Source organism: Streptomyces sp. PTY087I2 (assembly GCF_001687325.1).
In the GTDB taxonomy this organism is placed as follows: domain Bacteria; phylum Actinomycetota; class Actinomycetes; order Streptomycetales; family Streptomycetaceae; genus Streptomyces.
This window is the reverse complement of the sequence record NZ_LZRD01000001.1, coordinates 441872-463136: the sequence shown is the minus strand read 5'-3', so window position 1 is coordinate 463136 and position 21265 is coordinate 441872. Positions and strand designations below refer to the sequence as shown.

Genomic DNA, 21265 nt, shown 5'->3' with positions numbered 1-21265 from the left:
CCCGCCCCAGGCGTCCGCCCCCACGCCGAACGGACGTCCGCAGCAGCCCCCCGGCCAGGCCCCGCCCCTCCCGCTGCGCGCCGAGCGCATCGACCGGCCCGCGCCCCCCGCCTCCCCGCCCGAGCGCGGCGGCCCGAGCGCGGCGGCTGTCCATGAGCGTGACGACCGGCCCGCCCCGGCCGCCGTCCACGAGCGCGATCACGCGGCGCCCTCTCCCGCCCGGCCCGAACTGCCCAAGCGGACGAACCAGGAAAGCCTCGTCCCGCAGCTGCGCGAGGCCCCCGCCCCGCGCGTCGAGGACGAGCACGCCCTGCACGACCCCGGCCTCATGGCCGCCTTCCGGCGCGGCGTCGACCTCGCCGAGGCCCAGAACGCCGAGGAGGAGAGCCCCGAGAGCGGATACGGGAACCCCGGCGGCACCACGACGACCGGGGGGCAGACCGCGCTCGACGCCCCTCTGGAATCCCTCTCGCCCCTCCCCGTACGCGGGGCCACCGCACCGCACGACCGGCCGGGTCCGGCCCGTGGATCGCGGCCGGACCACGCGCTGCCCGCGGGCGGCCTGCCCGTACCGGACAGCTACCCGCCCGACGCGTACCCGCACGACACCGCCACGTACCGGCGCGGCAGCCGCACCGAAGGCGCCCACGACCGTGGGACGGGCGAGCCCTTCGTGCCGGGCCAGGCCGTCCCGGAACCCCGCAAAGACACCACCTTCAAGGAGTAGACACCATGACGAGCGATATGCCGTCCGGCCAGGTCTCGGACCTGGACTGGCTGCTGAGCGGGCTGGTCCAGCGCGTGCCCTACACGCGCAGCGCGGTGCTGCTCTCCGCCGACGGGCTGGTGAAATCCGTGCACGGCATGGACCCCGACAGCGCCGACCACATGGCCGCCCTGGCCGCCGGTCTGTACTCGCTGGGCCGCAGCGCCGGGGCCCGGTTCGGGGACAACGGCGACGTCCGGCAGGTGGTCGTCGAACTGGACTCCACGCTCCTGTTCGTCTCCACCGCCGGATCCGGCACCTGTCTCGCCGTCCTCGCCGGACGTGAGGCCGACGCCGCGGTGCTCGGCTACGAGATGGCGATGCTGGTCAAGAGCGTCCGTCCCTATCTGACGACCCCGCTGCGGCAGCCGGCCGGCGCGCCGTTCACCCCGGGGATCTGAGGATGCCGGCCCCGCAGGACGGGCCCCTGCTCGACGACGCGGCCGGCCGGCTGATCCGCCCGTACACGATCAGCAACGGCCGGACCCGGCCGTCCACCGCGTTCGACCTGCTCTCCCTGATCATGGCCACGGGCATCGAGCCGGACATCCCGCTCGGCCCGGAACACACCATCGCCCTCGGCATGTGCGAAGGGCCGATGTCCGTCGCCGAGATCGCCGCACACCTCCGGCTGCCCGCGGTCGTCGCCAAGGTCATCCTCTCCGACCTGGTCGCCTGCGGCGCGGTCACCGCGCACGCTCCCGCTTTCCACGACATGCCCACCGACCGATCCCTGCTGGAGGCAGTGCTCGATGGTTTACGACGACAGCTCTGACCGCACCGGAACCGCCGAGTTCTTTCCCGTGGCCCTCAAGGTTCTGGTCGCCGGAGGATTCGGCGTCGGCAAGACGACGTTCGTGGGCGCGGTCAGCGAGATCGCCCCGCTGTCCACCGAGGAGTTGCTGACCCAGAGCAGTGTGGGGACGGACAACCTGGAAGGGGTCGAGTCCAAGACGGCCACCACCGTCGCCATGGACTTCGGCCGGATCACCCTCTCCGAGCAGCATGTGCTCTATCTGTTCGGCACCCCGGGCCAGGAGCGCTTCTGGTTCATGTGGGACGAGCTCTCGCAGGGCGCGCTCGGAGCGGTCGTGCTGGCCGACACCCGGCGCCTCGCCGAATGCTTCGGCGCGATCGACTTCTTCGAACGGCGCGGCATCGGATTCATCGTCGCCGTCAACGAGTTCGACGGCGCCTACCGCTACGAGCCGGACGAGATCCGCGCCGCGCTCGACCTCGGGCCCGAGGTGCCCGTCGTCCTGTGCGACGCCCGGATCGCCAGCTCCGGCACGGGCGCCCTCGTCACCCTGGTCCAGCACCTCATCAACGCCACCTCGGCGCCCGCCCCACTCCAGACCTTCGGAGCCCACCCGTGACATCCTTCGCCACCGGCCGGATGCTCCTCACACCCGCCGACCGGCACGGCCCGGCCCGCGCCAAGCGGCTGCGCAAACTGGACCTCGGCGAACGCCCCGACGCCTCCTACGACAACTTCGACGCCTTCGCCGACAAGGTGGCCGAAGTCACCGCCACGCCCTTCTCGATGGTCAACTTCATCGACGAGAACCGGCAGTTCTTCGCGGGGCTGCACACCCCGGCGGGCAACCGCGGTGGCCGGGACCTCGGTTCGGCCGCGGCGGGCAGCAACCGCAGCAGCCGCTACCTGGCCCGCGACCACGGCTACTGCCCGCACGTCCTCGTCCGGCGCAAGGCCCTCGTCCTCGACGACGTCTGCGACTACCCGCGCTTCGCGGGCAATCCGGTGGTGGACGACATAGGCATCCGCTCCTACCTCGGGGCGCCGCTGATCGACCGCACCGGCATCGCGCTGGGCACCGTCTGTGCCATCGACACCGTGCCACGCCCCTGGGGACGGGCCGGACTCGACACCATCAAGTCGCTCGCCCATGAACTCGTCCGCCAGATCGACGACCGGGAGGGCCACCGCACCGTCTGACACCGCCGCCTCCCCCCCGGCGCTCAACTCCCGGGCGGCGCACCGGTACTGCCCCGCAGGACCACGTTCCCCTCGATCCGCAGCACCCGCGAGCGCCTCGCCCCCGAAGGCGTCCGCAGGGCGAGGGCGATCACCTGCTCGCCCATCTCCGTGAGCGGCAGCGCCACCGTGGTCAGCGGCGGCGACACCTCCCGTACGACGGGGATGTCGTCGAACCCCGCGAGCGACATGCCCTCCGGGACGCGCACACCGGCCTCCCGCAGCGCGGCCAGCGCGCCGACCGCCATCACATCGGTCACCGCGAACACACAGGTCGGCCGCGCGCCCCCGGCGGCCAGCAGCTGACGGGCCGCCGCGTGCCCGCCCTCCCGGGTGAACGCGCCCCGCACCACCCGCCGAAGGGTGATGCCCGCGGCCGCCAGCCCCTCGCGGAACCCCGCCAACCGGTCGGCCACCGTGGTCAGTTCGGGTGGACCGCTGAGCACCGCGAAGTCCCGGTGCCCCAGCGCCACCAACGAGGCAGCGAGCGCCGCCGCCCCGGCCCGGTTCTCCGGCTGCACGGTGTCCACCCGCATCGACCGGTGCCGGCTGACCACCGCGACCCGGCCGCCCGCCCGGACGTACGGCTCCAACTCGGCGTCCATCGCCCGCTCCCAGGCCCGGTCCTGGAAACCCGAGCCGATCAGCAGGATCGCCCGAGCCCGCTGGGCCCGCAGCATCGAGACGTACGCGATCTCCCGCGCCGGTTCCCGGAAGGTAGAGGCGAGCATCACCAGCAGATCCTGCTCGGCGGCCGCGCGCATCACCCCGCTGGCGATGCCCGCGAAGTACGGGTCGCCCACGTCGTGGCAGATCAGCCCCACCGTACGGTTGCCCTCGGCGCTGGCGAGGGCCTGGGCATGGGCGTTGGGGATGTAGCCGAGGAGATCGGCCGCCGCACGCACCCGGCCGCGCAGATCGTCGCGGACCCGGGTGGTGCCGTTGAGGGCCCGGGACGCGGTGGCGAGCGAGACGCCGGCCTCGCGCGCCACCGCGTCGAGCGTCACATGAGCGGCGGGCGCCCGTCGTCGCGTATCGGGGTGGACCGGTGTTTCCCGTTCACTCAACTCGACCCCCAGGGGTGCGGTGGTGGCAGGGCCCCGAAACTTCGGGACGACCTCTTGACCGTGCGCGGGAGCAGTCATTAGCGTGGCGGCACCTTACCAGAAAGCGCTTTCTGAAAGCGCCTTCACGGTCGGCCCGCAGCATCGCAGCATTGCACAGCTCTCCACAACTGCCCTCTAAGTTCAGGGAGTTCACCGTGAGCCAGAGCGCGCTCAGCAAGCGCCCCGCCGATGCGGCGGGGGTCGCCCGCAGGGCCGGTCCCACGCCCGGGGAGCGGCTCGTCCGCGCGGCGGAGCAGAGCTGGCGGCCCCTCGCCCTGCTGCTGGCCGCTCTGGTCGTCTGGTGGGTGATCGCGGCCGCCGAGCTGATCGGGGCCTATCTCGTGCCGTCGCCCGGTGCGACGCTCGACGTCCTGACCTCGAAGGCCGGTTACCTCTGGCAGCACACCTGGGTGACGACGTACGAGACGCTCCTCGGCTTCGCCATCGCGGTCGCCGTCGGGGTGCTGGCCGCGGTGGTGATGGTCTACTCCTCGACGGTCGAGCGCACGCTCTACCCGATCCTGCTCTTCGCCCAGGTCGTGCCGAAGATCGCCATCGCCCCGCTGTTCGTGGTGTGGCTCGGGTTCGGCATCGCGCCCAAGATCCTCATCGCCGTGCTCATCGCGTTCTTCCCGGTGGTGATCTCGATGGTCACCGGGCTCAAGGCCGTCGACCCGGAAATGCTCCAACTGTCCGCCACGATGGGGGCGAAGCCCTGGCAGACCTTCGTGAAGATCCGCTTCCCGGCGTCCCTGCCGCATCTGTTCTCCGGACTCAAGGTGGCCGTCACGCTCGCGGTGACCGGCGCGGTCGTCGGCGAGTTCGTCGGGGCGAACGAAGGGCTCGGCTACGTCATCCTCCAGGCCAACGGCAACCTCGACACACCGATGCTCTTCGCGGGGCTCCTGGTGATGTCGCTGATCGGCGTCGTGCTGTTCGTCGTCGTCGAGATCGCCGAGAAGCTGCTCCTGCCGTGGCACGCCAGCCGCCGGGACACCTCGGCCACCACCACGTTCTGAACCACGCACCGACCTCCTCGTGAGAAGGGCCAGCCCATGCATGCGCGCAGACTCCTGATCGGTGTCGTCCCCCTCGTCCTGGTGGCCACCGCCTGCGGCGGCGAGGACTCCTCGACCAGCACCAGCGACTCCGGCAAGAAGCTGGACAAGGTCACGCTGACGCTCAACTGGTATCCGTACGGCGAACACGCGCCGTTCTACTACGGCAAGCAGCAGAAGATCTTCGAGAAGCACGGCATCGACCTGGACATCCGGGCGGGTCAGGGCTCCCAGAAGACGGTCCAGGCGACGGCCGCCGGGCAGACCGACTTCGGCTGGGCCGACACCCCGGCCCTCCTCGCGGGTGTCGACCAGGGCGTGAAGGTGAAGAGCCTCGGTGTCTTCCTCCAGACGACCCCGGCCTCCGTGCAGTCCTTCGACGCGAAGGGCATCAAGGGGCCCGGCGATCTGAAGGGGCGGACGATCGCCGGGACGGCCGGGGACGCGCTGTCCAAGACCTTCCCGATCTTCCTGAAGAAGAACGGCATCGGCGAGTCCGATGTCACCGTCCAGAACACCGACCCGGCCGGCAAGATCGCCGCGGTGATCTCCGGAAAGACCGACGGCCTCCTCGGTTACGCCAGCGACCAGGGCCCGACCATGCAGGACAAGGCCAAGAAGCCGGTCTCCTACCTCCGGTTCTCCGAGCACGGCCTGAACTTCTACTCCAACGGTCTGCTCGCCGGGCAGAAGATCCTCGCCTCGAAGCCGGCGGTGGCGGAGCGCATGGTGAAGGCGGTCAGCGAGGCCTGGGCGGCCGCCGCGAAGGCGCCCGAGCCGGCGGTGGCGGCCATGGAGGGGGCCTCCGAGCAACTGCCGCCGAAGACCGTGCTGTCCGAGCAGTTCGCGACGACGCTGACCCTGCTCCACACGGCGGCGACCGAGGGCAAGGCGCCCGGCGTCAACACCGAGGCGGACTGGCAGCAGACCATCGACGTGTTCGCCGAGGCCGGCATGGTCACCAAGCCGAAGGCCGTCGGGGAGTACTGGGACACGAAGACGGCCCTGAAGGGATGACGATGCCGAAGCAGCAGACGACACCGCGCGTCCCGGCCGCCGCAGGGGCGGGACCGGCGGCCGGGGTCCGGCTCGCGGACGTGGCGGTCCGGTTCCGGAGCAAGAAGCGCGATGTCACCGCGCTCAGCGATGTCTCGCTGGACGTGGCGCCGGGGGAGTTCGTCGCCATTGTCGGACCGTCGGGGTGCGGCAAGTCCACCCTCCTCAAACTGGTGGCCGGTCTGCTCACCGCCTCCTCGGGGGACGTCCTGCTCGGCGGCGAGCGCGTCACCGGCCCCCGCCACGACATCGGTTACGTCTTCCAGCGCGCGGCCCTGCTGGAGTGGCGCTCGGCGCTGCGCAACATCCTGCTCCAGGCCGAGATCCGCCGCATGGAACCGGCCGTGGCGCGCGCCCGGGCCGACGAGCTGATCCGGATGACCGGACTGGGCGGATTCGAGGACGCCTACCCGCACGAGCTCTCCGGCGGGATGCAGCAACGCGTCGCGCTCTGCCGGGCGTTGCTGCACGAACCGCCGGTCCTCCTGATGGACGAGCCCTTCGGCGCGCTGGACGCCCTCACCCGCGAGCAGATGAACACCGAGCTGAACCGCATCTGGCGCACCACCGGCACGACGGTCCTGTTGGTCACCCACTCCATCTCGGAGGCCGTCTACCTGGCCGACCGGGTGGTGGTGATGAGCCCGCGCCCCGGCACCGTCACGGAGATCATCGAGGTGGGCCTGCCCGCCGAGCGCGACTACAGCGAGACGCTGGGCCGCCCGGAGTTCCGGGCGGCGGCGGCCCACATCCGCGATCTGCTGGGGGCGGTGTCCGCGCACGACTGAGGGCGTCCGCGTTCGTGGAGAAGGTTTCGGTCCCGGGCAGGGTCTCCTGCCCGGGACCTCTGCGTTAAGGGGTCTAACGAAAGCCATTGCGGTGAGCGCTCGCAGTGGTTATGGTCTCTAACAGAAGCGAGCGCATCAAACTCACGTGCTTCCGCTTCCCTCGCTGCCTCCGCCCGAAGGGACCCGTCATGACCGCCGCCCAGCCCCTCCACACCGTCCTCGGCTCCGGACCCGCCGGTACCGCCCTCGCCCGCGAGCTGGTCCGCCGGGGCCACCCCGTACGGCTCGTCGACCGGTCGGGGAGCGGCGCCGCGCTCGAAGGCGTCGAGCGGTACGCCGCCGATGTCGCCACCTCCGAGGGCGCCCGCGACGCCGTGGCCGGGGCCGCCGTCGTGTACCACTGCGTCAACGTCGGGTATCACCTCCAGGTGGAGGTCATGCCGAAGATCCAGGAGGCGGTCCTCGATGCCGCCGAGGCGGAGGGCGCGCGGCTCGTCGTGCTCGACACGCTCTACCCGTACGGGGAGACGCACGGCGCGGTGATGACCGAGGACACCCCGTGGAACGCCACCACCCGCAAGGGCCGGATGCGGGCCGAGCTGGACGCCCGCTACCTCGCCGCCCACCGTGAGGGCCGGCTCCCCGTCGTTCTCGGGCGCTCCGCCGACTTCGTCGGGCCCGGGGTCCTCAACTCCACGCTCGGCGGGGCCGTCTTCCCGGCCGCGCTCACGGGGCAGCCCGTGCCCGCACTCGGCGACATCGACCTGCCGCACAGCTACACGTACATCGAGGACGTCGCGGCCGGCCTCGCCACCCTCGGCGAACACCCGGACGCCGACGGGCGGGTGTGGCACCTGCCCACCGCACCGGCCCGCACCACCCGGGAGATCCTCACGCTCATCGAACAGCGCACCGGCCGGCCGATCGACCTCACCGTCATCACCGAACCGCGCCCCTTCGGCCCGTTCGACGAGACCTTCATGGCGGAGTACGCCGAGATGTTCTACCAGCACACCGAACCGCAGATCCTCGACTCCTCCGCCATCGAGAAGGCCTACGGACTCACCCCCACCCCGCTGGAGACGGCGCTGGACGCCACCCTCGCCTGGTACGAGGAGTTCTTCGCCGCCCACCGCTGAGACGCGGCCCGGCCCCGGGCGCCGTACCGCACACCCGGGGCCGGACCGCGACCACGACGGCTCAGTAACGCAGCCGGGACAGATACCGGTAGCTGGCCCGCGCCGAGGCGAACGGATCGGCCGGGGCGTCGTGCTCCACCAGCCACTGCTTCACCCCGCCCTGCCGCGCGGTGTCGAACATCGCCGGGAAGTCCAGGATCCCCGACCCGACGTCCGCGAAGTCCCCGTTCGGCGCCATGTCCTTCACATGGAGCGCGGGGAAGCGCCCCCGGTGCCGGACGAACAGCTCGCCCGGGTCGGACGAGCCGCCGTCGGCCGCCCAGTACAGATCCAGCTCGAAACCGACCAGCTCCGGATCGGTCTCGTTCAGCAGGATGTCGTACAGGCTGACGCCGTCCACCACCTCATGGTCGCTGCCGTGATTGTGGTACAGCAGCTTCAGCCCGGACTCCCGGGCGGCCAGACCCGCCCGGTTGAACTGCCGTGCCACCTCCCGGTATCCGTCCGGCGAGTGCAGCGAACCGGGCAGGCTCGGCACCACGATCCACTGACCCCCGAGGGTGTGGACGTCCTCCAGCGCCTGCGGAAGCCCGGGACCGGTCACGATGTCGTAGCCGACATGTTCCAGCACCGCCTTGAGCCGGGTTCGGTCCAGCATCTGCCGTATCGCGGCGGGGGAGTTGCCGTGCCGGCCGCTCACGCCGACCGTCGCGTACCCGATCTCCGCGAGCTGCTCCAGCGTGCCCTCGAAGTCTTCCGCGAGCGGCGTCCGCATGGTGTACAGGTGCATGCCGATCCCCGACGGCGGGATCCGCCGGCACCCTCGGCGGGCCGTCGCGGCGGCCGGGGAAGCGCCCAGGCCGACGGCGGCCACCGCCCCCAACGCCGTACCGAGAAAGGCTCTTCGGGCTCCGTTCGCGTGCTGCGTTCCCACGGGACTCCTCACTTCACGTCGATTCACTTCACGTCGATGCGGACGGCGCCGGTGGTCGTGTCGCCCTTGTTGTCGGTGACCGTCAGATGCGCGGTGTAGGCGCCCTTGCGGTCGTAGGTGTGCGTCGCCGTGGGCCCCTCGGTGCCGGACGGCTTCACGTTGTCGCCGAAGTCCCAGTGGTACGAGGCGATCGTGCGGCCCTCGGCGGGCTCGACCGTGCTGCTCAGCGAGACAGCGAACGGAGCGGTACCGGACGCCGGTTCGGCCTTCACCGTCACCGTCGTCCCGCCCTCCTTCTCCACGCCCGGCCCGTTGAAGTGCAGCCAGTCGACCGAGAACAGGTCGGCCTTGTCGGGAGCCCAGTCCGGGTTGGTGAAGACCGCGTACAGCGTGGTCGACCCGCCCGGGTCCTTGAGCTCCGTCGTCGGGGAGATCAGCTTCTCGTAGCCGCCGGTGTTCGGGATCTCGACCGAACCCAGCAGCTCACCGGTGGGGGAGCCGGCCCGGAACTCCACCGTGCCGCCGAGCCCGCCGGAGGACGCGCCGACCGTCACCGATTCGACGTTGGCGAGGTTCACCGGGGCGAAGGCGACCCAGTCGCCGTCCTCGATCTCGATCAGCCGCTTCCCGCCGGACGCGTCGGCCCGACTCCCGATGTCCGCACCGCCGTTGGCGCCACCGGTCGCCGTGCGGTGCTCGGCCTCACGGAAGGAGGTGCGCAGGGTCAGCGAGGTGGATCCGGTCAGCGCCGGGGCGTCCGGGGCGCCCTTGTCCTCGTACTGGGCGGTGATCCCGTAGTAGAGGTTCTGCCCCGGACCGTGGCTGTCCCCGGCGTCCGTGACGATCTCCCCTGTGCAGCCGGTGTAGTTGTCCAGCGGATGCAGATGGGTGTCATGGCCGAGCTGCGACTGCACCACGACCCGCGAGCAGTCGATCGGCCCGCTCTCGTCGTCCTCCGCGTCGGTCACCTTCACCGTGAACGGGATCGTGTCGCCGAAGCTGAACATCCCGCCGTCCGGCGGCTGTTGGATCGTCACCTCGGGCCGCGTATTGCCCACCGTGATGTCCTGCACCGCCAGCGCCGTCAGCTCGTCGGGGCCGGTCACGGTGAGCCGCGCGGTGTGCAGCCCCTTCGCGGTGTACGTGTGCGAGGGCGCGGCCTCGGTCGAGTCCGTGGTGCCGTCACCGTCGAAGTCCCAGGCGTAGGTGACCGGTTGATCGTCCGGCAGTCCTGAACCCTCGCTGGAGAACTTCACGGTCAGCGGATCCGGCCCGCTGTCCCGGTCGACGGAGATCTTGGCGTCGGGCAGCCGCCCGTCACCGACGTAGTCGATCCGGTAGATGCCCGCACCCTCGTTGCTCCCGCCGCGTCCGGTACCGCTGCCGAGGCCGAAGTCGATGACGTACAGCGCCCCGTCGGGACCGAAGTCCGCGTCGAAGGGCTGGTTCCACTCCATGTCCTCGAAGATGCCGTTGATCGACTGGAGATCGCCCGCCTTCACCGGGTCGAACCGGGGATCGGTGAACGTCTGGTCCTCGCTCTGGTACGAGAACGTCTTGAACCAGCCCCGCGTCAGCTCGTAGTTGAACGCCTTCCCCTCGAAGTACTCGGGGAACTTGGTGCGGTAGGTGTTGTCCGGGTCGAAGTCGTAGACCGGGCCGCCCATCGGACCGCCTCCCCCGGTACCCACCTCCGGGAATTCGGCGGATGCGGAGTACGCGTACCAGACCGTGGCGGGCTGGGCCGGCGGCAGTTCCCGCAGACCGGTGTTGTTCGGCGAGTCGTTCACCAGAGCCGAGCAGTCGAACTTCGGGCCGGACGTCTTCGTCACGAAGTCGTAGTCGTTGAACGGAGTGTTGTCGCCGATGCAGTACGGCCAGCCGAAGTTGCCCGCCTCCGTGATACGGGTGAACTCGACCGTGCCCTCCGGCCCCCGGTCCGCCTTCGCCTCACGGGCGTCGGGGCCGTAGTCCGCGACCATCAGGGCCCCGCTGATCGGATCGGTGGTGATCCGGAACGGGTTGCGCATGCCCATCGCATAGATCTCGGGCCGCGTCTTCTCCGTACCCGGGGCGAAGAGGTTCCCCTGGGGGACGGAGTACGTCCCGTCGTCCTCGGGCGTGATCCGCAGGATCTTGCCCCGCAGGTCGTTGGTGTTGCCCGCGGTGCCCTGCGCGTCCCAGGCGCGGCGGCCCTCGCCCTCGTCGATCGGCGTGAAGCCGTCCGAGGCGAACGGGTCGGTGTTGTCGCCGGTCGCCGCGTACAGATTGCCGTCCTTGTCGAAGGCGAGCGAACCGGCCATGTGCGAGTTGGCCCGCCCCTCGCCGCGCAGCGTCGGCACGGTCAGCAGCCGCTTCTCGGATGCCGGGTCGACGGTGGTGCCGTCAGCGGTGAAACGGGACAGGTTCAGCCGCTTCTCGACCTTGTCGGAGTAGAGCAGATACAGCCAGTTGTTCTCGGCGAAGCCGGGGTCGAGCGTGAGGCCCAGCAGGCCGTCCGACTGACTGGTCATCTCCGGGGTGTACGCGAAGTCCAGCGCGGTGGAGACCTTCATCGTCTCCTGGTCGATCACCTTCAGCTTCCCGGTCCGCTGGGCGAAGAACACCCGGCGGTCGGGGGCGACGGCCAGCTCGAACGGGTCGGCCAGATCGCTCGTGGCCAGCGGGGTCCGCTGGAACGAACCGGTGCGCGTCGCGGTGCAGTCACCCTCCGCCGCACCGGCCGCCCACTGGATGCCGCCGAGCAGGTGCTGGACGAACGCCTCCTCCTGGAAGGCCGCCTTGTCGTGCCCGCCCGCCGTGAACCAGGAGCGGCCCCCGTCGTAGTTCTGGCACCAGGAGAACGGGTGGTCGACGCCCTCGTCGAGCCCGTCGATCCCGTCCCGCACCTTGATCTGGGCGAGGGTGTGCACCTTGGACGTGGGGTTGGTGCGCCAGTTGTACCACTCCTCCTGGCGCTCCCAGAGGTCGGGAAGGTGCTGTGTGGAGGGGTGCGCGTGGTCGAGGACCTTGATCCGGCCGGTCTGCGGGGCGGGGTGCTTGTCGAAGATCGCGCCGACCAGGCCCTCGTACCACTCCCAGTCCCGCTCGCTCGCGGACGCGGAGTGCAGCCCGACCCAGCCGCCGCCCGCGCGGATGTACCGCTGAAGCGCGGAACGCTCCTCCGCGTTGAGCAAGTCACCTGTCTCCGGCGTGGAGTTGGTGTTGTTGAAGACGACCGCCTGGAAGCGGCCGAGGTCGGCGTCGTTGAAGACCGAGGAGTCCGCGGTAGCCTCGACCGCGAAGCCGTGCTCGGCCCCGAGCTTCTCGATGGCCTCGATGCCCGCCGGGATCGAGGGGTGGTCGGAGTTGGTGACCTCGGAGTACACGAGCACCCGGTACGCATCGGCCGCCTGCGCGCCGGCCGGCGAGGCCACCAGCAGGGCGAGGACCAGCGCCAGGAGCGAGGTGACGACGATGAGGGGGGACGGGCCGCCGGGGGATCGGCCGACGCGGCCGGCCCGGCGTAACGAACGGCGTCTCATGGGGCGCTCCCTGTGCGGTAGAAGCCGACTGTGGGGTAAATAGAAAGCGCTTTCTGAAGTACGCCGTTCAGAGTAGGTTCAGCCCTTCGGCGGGGTCAATGGGTGTGCAGGGCCCACGGTGTGGAGCGGGGCGCGGGGTCGTGGGCGGGGGGCCGGTCGCGGGTGGATGTCGGTGCTGGGCGTTACGGTCGGATCGAACCCGGCAACAGGGTGCCGGGGCGCCGTCGAAACGGAGACCCGGGATGACCGCCGACGCCACGATCACCGCCGCCGACGTCCGCTCGACGGCGCTCTCCCTGCCCGACACCACCGAGAAGCTCGCCTGGGGGCAGCCCACCTTCCGGGTGGCGGGCAAGATCTTCGCCTCGCTCGGCGACGACGAGATGTCGATGGGCGTGAAGTGCCCCCGCGAGGACCGCGCCGAGCTGATCGCCGCCGAGCCGGAGAAGTTCTTCATCCGCGAGGGGCACGACGACCACTACGCGTGGATGCGCGTCCGGCTGGCGGCGCTGGAGGACGCGGACGAGCTGGCCGCGATCCTCGCCGACTCCTGGCGGCAGGTCGCCCCACGCCGGCTGGCGGCGGCGCATCCGGAGCTGGCTGCGCCGGAGCCGGACGCGCCGGGGAAGGGCGAGCAGGGGGAGGGTTGAGGGCGGCAGACCGCCGGGGTCCCCCGGGCATTCGTCGGGGTCCCCTGGGCATTCGGGGGAGGGGCTGAGGGCGGGGGCAGGCCGTCAGGTCCCCCCACCGGGCATTCGCCGGTCACGTCAGGGGCGCAGGAACCCGGTGATCCGCTCCCGCAGGCCCTGCGGGTCCAGGCCGTGGGCCGTGAGGTGCTCCTCCATCTGCCCGTACCGGCGCAGCTCGGCGCGGCCCACCCCCAGCCCGAGCACCCGGTGCGGCAGGTCCATGAGCGCTTCGCCCGCGGCGGCGGATGAGGTGCCCGCGAGATACGGCTCCACGATCACCACGTCCGCGCTCGTGGCGGCACCGGCGGCCCGGCGCACCCCCGCCGCGTCGAAGGGCCGCACCGTCGTCACGTACAGCACGGTGACGTCCAGCCCCTCGGTGGCGGCGAGGACGTTGTCGAGCATCGGGCCGACGGCGATCACGGTCCCGCGCCGCCCTTCGCGCACCACGCTGAATCCGCCCGCGCCGCCCACCGGCCGCGCCTCCCGGTTCTCCTGGAGCGAGAGACGTACGTACACCCGGTCGTCGCCGGTGACCGCCTTCCGCAGCAGGGCCTCGGCCTCGTCCGGATGGCCCGGCACGTGCACCGTCCAGCCGTCCAGCGTGTCGAGGAGGGCGACATCGCCGGGTGCCATATGGGTGAAGCCCCCGGCCGGCCAGTCGTACGAGCCGGCGGCGCTCACCAGGACGCCGCCGACGCCCTGGTGCCCGAAGTCCAGCTTGACCTGCTCGAACGGCCGCTCCACCAGGAAGCTGGCGAAGGTGTGCACGATCGGCCGCATCCCTGTCAGCGCCATGCCGGCACTCGCCCCGACCAGCAGCTGTTCGCGGATGCCGACGTTGATCACCCGGTCCGGGTGGGTGCGCCGGGCCGGGGCGAAGCCGTCGGCGCTGATGTCGGCGAGCACGACGGCCAGCCGTGGCTCCTCGTCCAGGAGCTGCGAGGTGGTGCTGATGAATCGGTCGCGCATGGTGTCCATGAAGGGTCCCTCCCGGGTTCTCGGTCCGCTGCGGTCAGTTCTTGGGTTCGACACGGGCGACGACGGCCAGCGGCCGGCCCGGGTGGGGCGTGCTGTACGCCTCGTACAGGGCCTCGTGGTCGCGGCCGTCCACGGTCACCGCGTCCCATCCGGCGGACGCGAAGCGGGAGGCGATCCCGCCGGGCCAGCCGTGGGTGGCGGACGCGTTGTCGATCACGAGGGTGTGGAGCTGTTCGAGCCCGGCGGGGCCCGCGTGGGCGATGGCCTCGTGGTTGCTGCCCTCGTCCAGCTCGGCGTCGCCGATCAGTACCCAGACCCGGGGATCGGTGCGGCCCTGGGCGCGCAGCCCCAGCACCGTCCCGACGGCGAGCGGCAGCCCATGCCCGAGGGACCCGCTGCCGATCTCCGCCCCCGGCACCAGCAGCCGGTCCGGGTGGTGGCCGAGCGGCGAGTCGTACGACCCGAAGCCGGGCAGCACCTCCTCGCCGAAGAAGCCGTGCGCGGCGAGGACGGCGTAGTAGGCCATCGGCCCGTGCCCCTTGGACAGCAGGAAGCGGTCCCGCCCGGGATCGTCGACCGTCTCCGGTGTGACCCGGAGCACCCGGTTGTAGAGGACCCACAGGGCGTCGAGCGTGGAGTGGGCGGCGGGGGCGTGCTTCTCCGCCCCGGTCATCAGAGCGATCAGCCGGGGCAGATCCCGGAAGTCGGGCGAGGGTACGGGCGTGGGCGCGGGTGCGGCCTGGCGGTCGGGGGCCGGTGCGGCAGTCGAGTTCGTCATGACCCCGAGCGTTCAACATCAACCATGGTTGAGGTCAAGCGGGGAATGGTGTTGGTGACCACCTGCCGGAGTGCGGTATTGTTCTCATGCGCGTTCGGCCAGGGGAAACCCCAGGTCAGGCGGGTATCGGGACGTGGCGCAGCTTGGTAGCGCACTTGACTGGGGGTCAAGGGGTCGCAGGTTCAAATCCTGTCGTCCCGACTGGAGACAGTCGTAGATCAGGGCCGGTTTCGGAGCAATCCGAAACCGGCCTTGATCGTTTTTGGGGACCGGCTGGGGACCGGTGGTGAGCAACGGGGAAGCCCTCCCTCCGCGGCTTCGACGATCGACCGGAGTCACCCCTCGGCTTCGTCCTCGTCAGCCTTCCTTCCGGAGGCCACCGCCCGCCGCCAGGGTCGATCTTCATTTCGAACGAAGCCACCCACGGGTGAAAGCCATGCCGACGCTCGCGAGCGAGCCTGTCGGGGAGCGCCTGCTCTGGTGGGATTGCCGAAGTCATCCACTGATCCACCTGTTGTCCACGTGGATCGAACCCCGGAGGAATTCATGAAGCTTGTCAGCGGCAGCCGTGTGGGGCTCGCGATCGCCAGTGTGATCGCGTTGCCGATTCTCGCCGTTGCGGTGCCGACAGCCCTGGCCGGCGCCCAGCCCTCGGCTGCCCTCTCGGCCAAGGCCAAGCCTGCGCCGACGGTGACGGTGACGCGTACGGTGAAGCCCAAGCCTGCGCCGACGGTGACGGTGACGCGTACGGCGAAGCCGAAGCCCGCACCCACCGTGACGGTGACGCGTACCGCGAAGCCGAAGCCCGCACCCACCGTGACCGTGACGCGTACCGCGAAGCCGAAGCCCGCACCCACCGTGACGCGTACCGCGAAGCCGAAGCCCGCACCCACCGTGACCGTGACGCGTACCGCGCAGCCCAAGCCCGCACCCACCGTGACGGTCACCCACACCGCACGCCCCTGGATCGACGTGGACGTGACCGCCGACACCCGGTGACCGCCCGATCGAGCCGGCTCGCCGCAGGGATACTGGGGTGAGCGTGCGTGCGCGGGGATCAGGGGGCGGTGCCGATGATGTTCGGCTACGGGGACGAGTGGTGGGTGCTGCTGGTCGTCCCGGTGTTCCTGTGGATCCCCTTCGGGCCGCTCGTCATGGCAGGGATGGGCGTGTGGTGCGCGTTGCGACCCGGTCGACGGCCACGGCTGTGGTCGGTGCTTCTGCCGCTGCTGCCCGTGGCGGTCTCCGCGACCCTGGTGACCCTGCCCATGGACAGCTGGGGCCGGCCCGGCCACACACGCGACGTCGTCCACTACGTTCTCGCGTACGTCGGGGGCCTTACGGTGCTGCCCTGGCTGCTCGGCCACGGCATCGCACGCCTCACCCGCGCCCTGCGCGCCCGCCGCGACCGGGCCGGATCGGATGCGGCGGGCGCTCCGGACCAGCCCTGAAGGCTGCTGCACAACGGCGATCATGCTGAGCGGAACGCGGTGTCCGTCGCGGACACCACCGCCTTCGCGGCCTTCTCCGCGTCGCTGAACGTGCCGGGCAGCGCGGTGACCGCCAGACCCACCGATCGGCCGTCGTCGGTGGCGCCGCCCCGGGTTTCGTAGCCGTCGATGTCGCCGCCGTGCCCCCAGTACTCGCCGCCGCAGCTCAGCGGGATGCTGAAGAGGCCGAGTCCGTAAAGCCATCCGGGCATGAGCGGCGCGTCGACCGTCTTGCGCATCTCGGTGAGTTGCTCGGGTGCGAGGAGCTTTCCGTCGAGGAGCAGGCGGGCGAACTTCGCGAGGTCGCTCGGCGTGGAGATCATCTGGCCGGCGGCTCCGCCCCAGGTTGCACCTGAGGACACCTCGGTGTCCCGCCCATGCCTCCGCTCTCCGGCCGTGCGGGACCGACGCCTATGATCACCAGCCCGGAATCCGACGCTGAGGAGGCGGGTCAACTGCCTGCCGTCGTACTCGTCCACGGCCTGTACCACCGCCCCGAGCACTTCGATGCGGTCGCGCACCGCCTGCGGTCCTCGGGCGTCGAAGCCGTCGCCCCCGAACTCCACCGGGGCTCACTGGCGGCCGACATGAAGGCGGTCCAGGCCGCCGTCGACGCGCTGCACGAGCCGCCGCTGCTGCTCGGGCACTCCTACGGCGGATCCGTGATCACCGGAGTGCGCGGAGCGCGCCATCTCGTCTATCTGGCGGCCTTCGCCCTGGACACCGGGGAGAGCGCGGCCGCTCTGGGCGGGGCGTCCGCGGAGCTCAGGGACGCGATCAGGCCCGAACCCGACGGATCGACCAGCCTGTGCCCCGACCGCGCTGCCGACGTCCTCTACCACGACTGCCCCGCACCACTCGCCGCCCGGGCAGTCGGACTGCTCCGCCCCCAAGCCCCCGGCTGCGGGCGGGGAGTTCCGCGGCACCACAGCTGGAAGGACACCCCGTCCACGTACATCGTCTGCGCCCAGGACCGGGCCATCGACCCCGCTCTGCAACGGACGATGGCCTCACGCTGCACAGCGGTACGCGAGTGGGGGACCGGCCACTCCCCGTTCGTCGGGCAGCCCGATCTCCTCGCGGGATTCCTGCGGGAACTGCTCGTACCGGGGTACCGCCCGTAGTTCGCGACGAGCCCATGGGCCAGAGTGGGGCCCATGTCCACCACATACGCGACCATGCCGTTCCACCTGGAGACCGAGCGCCTGATCCTCCGGCCGTGGGCCGAATCCGACGCCGCCGAGTTCTGCGACCTCCTTGCCGAACGCGGCAACGGGAAACCCCCGGTGGAGCGCATCCGGACATCCATCGCGGAGTTCCTCACCGCGACGGAGACCACGGGGATCGCCCTGCTGCCCGTCCAGCGCCGGGAGGAAGGCGATTTCATCGGCTACTGCGGACTGATCATCGGCCGCACCACGCTGGAGGAGCCCGAGATCGCGTACGAGCTGTTCCGGCACGCGCACGGGCGCGGTTACGCCACCGAGGCGGCCGGCGCCGTACTGGAAGCCGCCGCGGCGACCGGGCGCAAGCGGCTGTGGTCGACCGTCGGCACATGGAACACCCCGTCGCTCCGGGTACTGGAGAAGCTCGGATTCCATCGGGATCACGTCTCCACGGAGGAGAACGGCGAAGTGGTCTGGCTCACACGATCGTTGCCGTGAGGCGAGGACGCGCGTGCTGGGCGTACCTCCGGCGTTCACCGATGCGTCATGGCCCCTTCCGTTCTGTTCGGTTCTCTTGGAACATCCTGTTCGCTTCTGTTTCCCACACCTCAATCCGTTCCCCACACCCCAAGAGGCCCCTCACTCATGGCAGATATGAATCGGCGCCGCTTCTTCCAGATAGCCGGTGCGACGGCGGGATTCGCCGCCTTGTCGGGCAGCATCGACCGCGCCGCCGCCATCCCCGCCCACCGTGCCTCCGGGACGATCAAGGATGTCGAGCACATCGTCGTCCTGATGCAGGAGAACCGTTCCTTCGACCACTACTTCGGCGCGCTGAAAGGCGTGCGGGGGTTCGGTGACCCGCGGCCCGTGACGCTGCCCAGCGGGAAGTCCGTCTGGCATCAGGCCGACGCGGCGGGCAAGGAGACCCTGCCGTTCCACCCGACCGCCGACGACCTGGGGATGCAGTTCCTCCAGGGCCTCAACCACGACTGGGCGGGCGGCCACCAGGCGTACAACGACGGGCGTTACGACCGCTGGATCCCGGCCAAGACGCCGACGACCATGGCCTACCTGACCCGGGACGACATCCCCTTCCACTACGCGCTCGCCGACCGCTTCACCGTCTGCGACGCCTACCACTGCTCGTTCATCGGGGCCACCGACCCCAACCGCTACTACCTCTGGTCCGGTCACACCGGCAACGACGGGGCGGACGGCGGCCCGGTGCTCGGGAACGAGGAGCAGGGGTACGGCTGGCGGACGTACCCCGAGCGGCTGGAGGAGGCCGGGGTCTCCTGGAAGATCTACCAGGACATCGGTGACGGGCTGGACGCGGCGGGCCGCTGGGGCTGGATCGACGACGCCTACCGGGGCAACTACGGCTGCAACTCGCTCCTCTACTTCCACAACTACCGGAACGCCGAGCCCGGCGACCCGCTGTACGAGAAGTCGCGCACCGGCACCGACGTGTCGGCCGGCGGCGGCTACTTCGACGAGATCGCCGCCGACGTCAAGAACGGGAAGCTGCCCCAGATCTCCTGGGTCGCCGCCCCCGAGGCCTTCAGCGAGCACTCCAACTTCCCCTCCAACTACGGCGCCTGGTACATCGCGGGACTGCTCGACGCCCTCACCTCCGACCCCGAGGTGTGGAGCCGCACCGCCCTGTTCATCACCTACGACGAGAACGACGGCTTCTTCGACCACGTCGTACCGCCCTACCCGCCGACCTCCGCGAACCAGGGCCTCTCCACGGCAGACACCTCCACCGAGGTGTACGCGGGCGGCCCCTCGTACGCCCCCGGCGTCTACGGGCTCGGGCCGCGCGTCCCGATGCTGGTCGTCTCGCCCTGGAGCACCGGCGGTTACGTCTGCTCCGAGACCTTCGACCACACCTCGGTGCTCCGCTTCATGGAGCAGCGCTTCGGGGTGCGCGAGCCCAACATCTCGCCGTGGCGGCGCGCCGTCTGCGGCGATCTGACGTCCGCCTTCGACTTCGCCCGTACCGAGCCCGCCCCCGGCGACCTGCCGGACACCGCCGCCTACGAGCCGCCGGACCGCGAACGGCACCCGGACTACCGGCCCACCCCGCCCGCCGTCGGCTCGATGCCGAAGCAGGAGCCGGGCAGCCGCCCCACCCGGCCGCTGCCGTACGCCCCGTACGTCGACGGCGCGGTCGACGCGGCCACCGGAAAGATCTCGCTCACCTTCAGCCCGGGGACGGCGGCCGGTGCGCAGTTCTACGTCACCTCCGGCAACCGCACCGACGCCCCGTGGACGTACACCGCCGAGGCGGGCAGGACGATCTCGGACGCCTGGAACTCCGCGTACTCCGGCGGCACCCACGACCTCACCGTCCACGGCCCGAATGGTTTCCTCCGTACGTTCAGGAGCCCGGGTCCGACCGCCGGTCCCGAGGTCACCGCCCGGCACAACGACGGGAGCGGCAACCTCGACCTGACCCTCACCAACCCCGGTGACACCGAGGTCCGGCTCACCCTCGCCAACGCCGCCGCCTACGGGGGAGCGGAGCAGACGGTCACCGTCCGGCCCGGCGCCACGGTGTCGCGCACGATCGACCTGCGGGCGGGCAAGCGCTGGTACGACGTGTCCGTCACGGCCGAGGGCGACCCCGTCTTCCTGCGCCGCTTCGCCGGCCATGTCGAGACGGGGGCCGCCGGGGTCAGCGACCCCGCCACCATCACCGGCTGAGGGCGGGGCCGGAGGAGCAGAGGCAGACGGCGGGACCCGGGCCGTTTCCGGTCCGGGCCCCGCCGTTCGCCGTTTGTCGTTCGCAGTTCCGTGCGGTGTGGTGCGTGCGGGTCAGACCTCGCCGCCGTTGCCTCCTCCGGCACCGGACGCGGCCTTGATCCCGCCCGTGATCTCGTCCAGGACGGACAGCTTCGGAGCGTCCTTGTTGATGTCGAACCCGGACCGGACCACGACGAGCATGTTCTTGGAGACGGGGGAGGGGAACACCAGCGATTCCACGTAACCGTCGTCGCCCTTCTCCGTCACCACCTTCCAGCGCACGACGTACCCCTTGCCGCCCGCCACCGTGACGGCCTCGGACTTCAGCTCCTCGTGCGAGGTGATCTTCCCGTAGCTCTTGCCGCCGTAGGATTCCGTGGCGTTGACGGTGATGTCCTTCTTCGCCGCCTCCTCCGGACTCCCCGCGGCGAGCTTCATGGCGGCCGCCGGGGCCGAGAACACACCGCCGCGCACACAGGTCTCGGAGCTGTCGCCGGGGCACGCGTGCTCACCCGTCGTCAGCCCGGCGCCGACCGCCCCGGACGTTCCCTTCCACCCCTCGGGCACCGGCAGGCTGATCCCGGCGGCCAGGTCCGTGGCGAAGCCCGGCTCGGTCGGCGGGAGCTGCTGCCCCGGCCCCTGGTCTTCGCCGTTCTCCCCGTCGTTCCCCTCGCCGCCCCGGCCGCCGTCCTTGTCGCCGCCGTCGGGTGCGCCCGGCAGATCGGGGGCGGCGGACGGTGAGGAGGCCGCGGTGTCCGGCCGGCCGCCGTCGCGGTCCTCGCCCAGCAGATACACGCCGCCCCCGATGGCGGCGAGCACCACCACACCGACCGTCACACCGACGCCGACGCGGATCCCGCGACGGCGTGCCGCACCGGGCGACGCGCGGACATGGCCGGTCCACCGCGCCCCGTCCCACCAGCGTTCCTGAGCGGGGCCTTTGCCTGAGTGCCCGGGGTCTGGATGCCAGCCGGGCGGGGTCATCTGGGTCACGGGGGCACCTTATGCGGATCGGGTGAGAATCACATGAACCGACCAGGCGC

20 protein-coding genes, 1 tRNA gene and 2 pseudogenes are annotated in these 21265 nt (G+C 71.0%); 16 read left to right on the top strand and 7 right to left on the bottom strand.

The window, feature by feature from the left end; all coding sequences use genetic code 11:
- From A3Q37_RS02010 to A3Q37_RS01990, 5 genes and pseudogenes are all read left to right on the top strand, one after another.
- Window positions 1-727, top strand: a pseudogene (locus tag A3Q37_RS02010) (ATP-binding protein); the annotation flags it as partial.
- 5 nt (window positions 728-732) lie between these two features.
- Complete coding sequence (locus A3Q37_RS02005; protein WP_006128963.1) at window positions 733-1167, top strand: roadblock/LC7 domain-containing protein; 435 nt, start codon at window positions 733-735, stop codon at window positions 1165-1167.
- 2 nt (window positions 1168-1169) lie between these two features.
- On the top strand, window positions 1170-1541 hold the full coding sequence (locus A3Q37_RS02000) for a DUF742 domain-containing protein (protein WP_065476692.1): 372 nt from the start codon (window positions 1170-1172) through the stop codon (window positions 1539-1541).
- Window positions 1519-2142 (top strand): ATP/GTP-binding protein, encoded by a 624-nt coding sequence (locus A3Q37_RS01995; protein ID WP_010057974.1) that lies wholly within the window; start codon window positions 1519-1521, stop codon window positions 2140-2142. The genes A3Q37_RS02000 and A3Q37_RS01995 overlap by 23 nt, the downstream gene beginning before the upstream one ends.
- Window positions 2139-2723, top strand: coding sequence for a GAF domain-containing protein (locus A3Q37_RS01990; RefSeq protein ID WP_065476690.1), 585 nt, complete (start codon window positions 2139-2141; stop codon window positions 2721-2723). Before A3Q37_RS01995 ends, A3Q37_RS01990 begins: the two co-directional genes overlap by 4 nt.
- Before the next feature lie 23 nt (window positions 2724-2746).
- On the opposite strand, the gene A3Q37_RS01985 is transcribed toward A3Q37_RS01990, so the two are convergent.
- Entirely contained in the window at window positions 2747-3769 is a 1023-nt protein-coding gene (locus A3Q37_RS01985) for a LacI family DNA-binding transcriptional regulator (RefSeq protein ID WP_065476688.1), read from the bottom strand.
- Window positions 3770-4023: 254 nt separating this feature from the next.
- On the opposite strand from A3Q37_RS01985, the gene A3Q37_RS01980 reads away from it, so the two are divergent.
- From A3Q37_RS01980 to A3Q37_RS01965, 4 genes are all read left to right on the top strand, one after another.
- Window positions 4024-4887: an ABC transporter permease gene (locus A3Q37_RS01980; RefSeq protein WP_065476687.1), complete on the top strand. Its 864-nt coding sequence runs from the start codon at window positions 4024-4026 to the stop codon at window positions 4885-4887.
- Between the two features lie 36 nt (window positions 4888-4923).
- Window positions 4924-5943, top strand: a complete 1020-nt coding sequence (locus A3Q37_RS01975; RefSeq protein ID WP_065476685.1) for an ABC transporter substrate-binding protein — start codon at window positions 4924-4926, stop codon at window positions 5941-5943.
- Window positions 5940-6770 (top strand): ABC transporter ATP-binding protein, encoded by an 831-nt coding sequence (locus tag A3Q37_RS01970; RefSeq protein WP_032785921.1) that lies wholly within the window; start codon window positions 5940-5942, stop codon window positions 6768-6770. Before A3Q37_RS01975 ends, A3Q37_RS01970 begins: the two co-directional genes overlap by 4 nt.
- A gap of 188 nt (window positions 6771-6958) precedes the next feature.
- On the top strand, window positions 6959-7909 hold the full coding sequence (locus A3Q37_RS01965; protein WP_065476682.1) for an SDR family oxidoreductase: 951 nt from the start codon (window positions 6959-6961) through the stop codon (window positions 7907-7909).
- A gap of 61 nt (window positions 7910-7970) precedes the next feature.
- Here A3Q37_RS01965 and A3Q37_RS01960 read toward each other — a convergent pair whose 3' ends face one another.
- Window positions 7971-8699 (bottom strand): sugar phosphate isomerase/epimerase, encoded by a 729-nt coding sequence (locus tag A3Q37_RS01960; RefSeq protein WP_255311709.1) that lies wholly within the window; start codon window positions 8697-8699, stop codon window positions 7971-7973.
- A 167-nt stretch (window positions 8700-8866) separates the two neighbouring features.
- The gene (locus A3Q37_RS01955) at window positions 8867-12367 is read right to left on the bottom strand and encodes a ThuA domain-containing protein (RefSeq protein WP_065476677.1); all 3501 of its coding nucleotides are present in this window, start codon (window positions 12365-12367) and stop codon (window positions 8867-8869) included.
- Between the two features lie 242 nt (window positions 12368-12609).
- Here A3Q37_RS01955 and A3Q37_RS01950 point away from each other — a divergent pair, with 242 nt between their 5' ends.
- Entirely contained in the window at window positions 12610-13017 is a 408-nt protein-coding gene (locus A3Q37_RS01950) for an MmcQ/YjbR family DNA-binding protein (protein ID WP_065476676.1), read from the top strand.
- 117 nt (window positions 13018-13134) lie between these two features.
- On the opposite strand, the gene A3Q37_RS01945 is transcribed toward A3Q37_RS01950, so the two are convergent.
- Window positions 13135-14037: a transketolase family protein gene (locus A3Q37_RS01945; protein WP_065476674.1), complete on the bottom strand. Its 903-nt coding sequence runs from the start codon at window positions 14035-14037 to the stop codon at window positions 13135-13137.
- A 34-nt stretch (window positions 14038-14071) separates the two neighbouring features.
- Window positions 14072-14710 carry a transketolase gene (locus A3Q37_RS01940; RefSeq protein ID WP_255311708.1) on the bottom strand — a complete coding sequence of 213 codons (639 nt, stop codon included), beginning with the start codon at window positions 14708-14710 and terminating at the stop codon, window positions 14072-14074.
- Between the two features lie 232 nt (window positions 14711-14942).
- Between A3Q37_RS01940 and A3Q37_RS01935 the strand changes: the two genes are divergently transcribed.
- The 3 genes from A3Q37_RS01935 to A3Q37_RS01925 all read left to right on the top strand — a co-directional run bounded on the left by A3Q37_RS01935 (window position 14943) and on the right by A3Q37_RS01925 (window position 16266).
- A tRNA-Pro gene (locus A3Q37_RS01935) sits at window positions 14943-15016 on the top strand.
- A gap of 345 nt (window positions 15017-15361) precedes the next feature.
- Entirely contained in the window at window positions 15362-15814 is a 453-nt protein-coding gene (locus A3Q37_RS37080) for a hypothetical protein (RefSeq protein ID WP_065476671.1), read from the top strand.
- A gap of 47 nt (window positions 15815-15861) precedes the next feature.
- Window positions 15862-16266 carry a hypothetical protein gene (locus tag A3Q37_RS01925; protein WP_255311705.1) on the top strand — a complete coding sequence of 135 codons (405 nt, stop codon included), beginning with the start codon at window positions 15862-15864 and terminating at the stop codon, window positions 16264-16266.
- A gap of 20 nt (window positions 16267-16286) precedes the next feature.
- Here the strand turns inward: A3Q37_RS01925 and A3Q37_RS01920 are convergent.
- Window positions 16287-16673: pseudogene (locus A3Q37_RS01920) on the bottom strand (serine hydrolase); the annotation flags it as partial.
- Between the two features lie 87 nt (window positions 16674-16760).
- On the opposite strand from A3Q37_RS01920, the gene A3Q37_RS01915 reads away from it, so the two are divergent.
- From A3Q37_RS01915 to A3Q37_RS01905, 3 genes are all read left to right on the top strand, one after another.
- Window positions 16761-17429 (top strand): alpha/beta hydrolase, encoded by a 669-nt coding sequence (locus tag A3Q37_RS01915; protein WP_065476754.1) that lies wholly within the window; start codon window positions 16761-16763, stop codon window positions 17427-17429.
- Window positions 17430-17462: 33 nt separating this feature from the next.
- Window positions 17463-17969, top strand: coding sequence for a GNAT family N-acetyltransferase (locus A3Q37_RS01910; RefSeq protein ID WP_065476669.1), 507 nt, complete (start codon window positions 17463-17465; stop codon window positions 17967-17969).
- A 147-nt stretch (window positions 17970-18116) separates the two neighbouring features.
- Window positions 18117-20183 (top strand): phosphocholine-specific phospholipase C, encoded by a 2067-nt coding sequence (locus A3Q37_RS01905; RefSeq protein ID WP_065476667.1) that lies wholly within the window; start codon window positions 18117-18119, stop codon window positions 20181-20183.
- Between the two features lie 111 nt (window positions 20184-20294).
- Here the strand turns inward: A3Q37_RS01905 and A3Q37_RS01900 are convergent, their stop codons facing one another.
- On the bottom strand, window positions 20295-21206 hold the full coding sequence (locus tag A3Q37_RS01900) for a DUF2510 domain-containing protein (protein ID WP_079137618.1): 912 nt from the start codon (window positions 21204-21206) through the stop codon (window positions 20295-20297).
- Window positions 21207-21265: the final 59 nt, after the last annotated feature.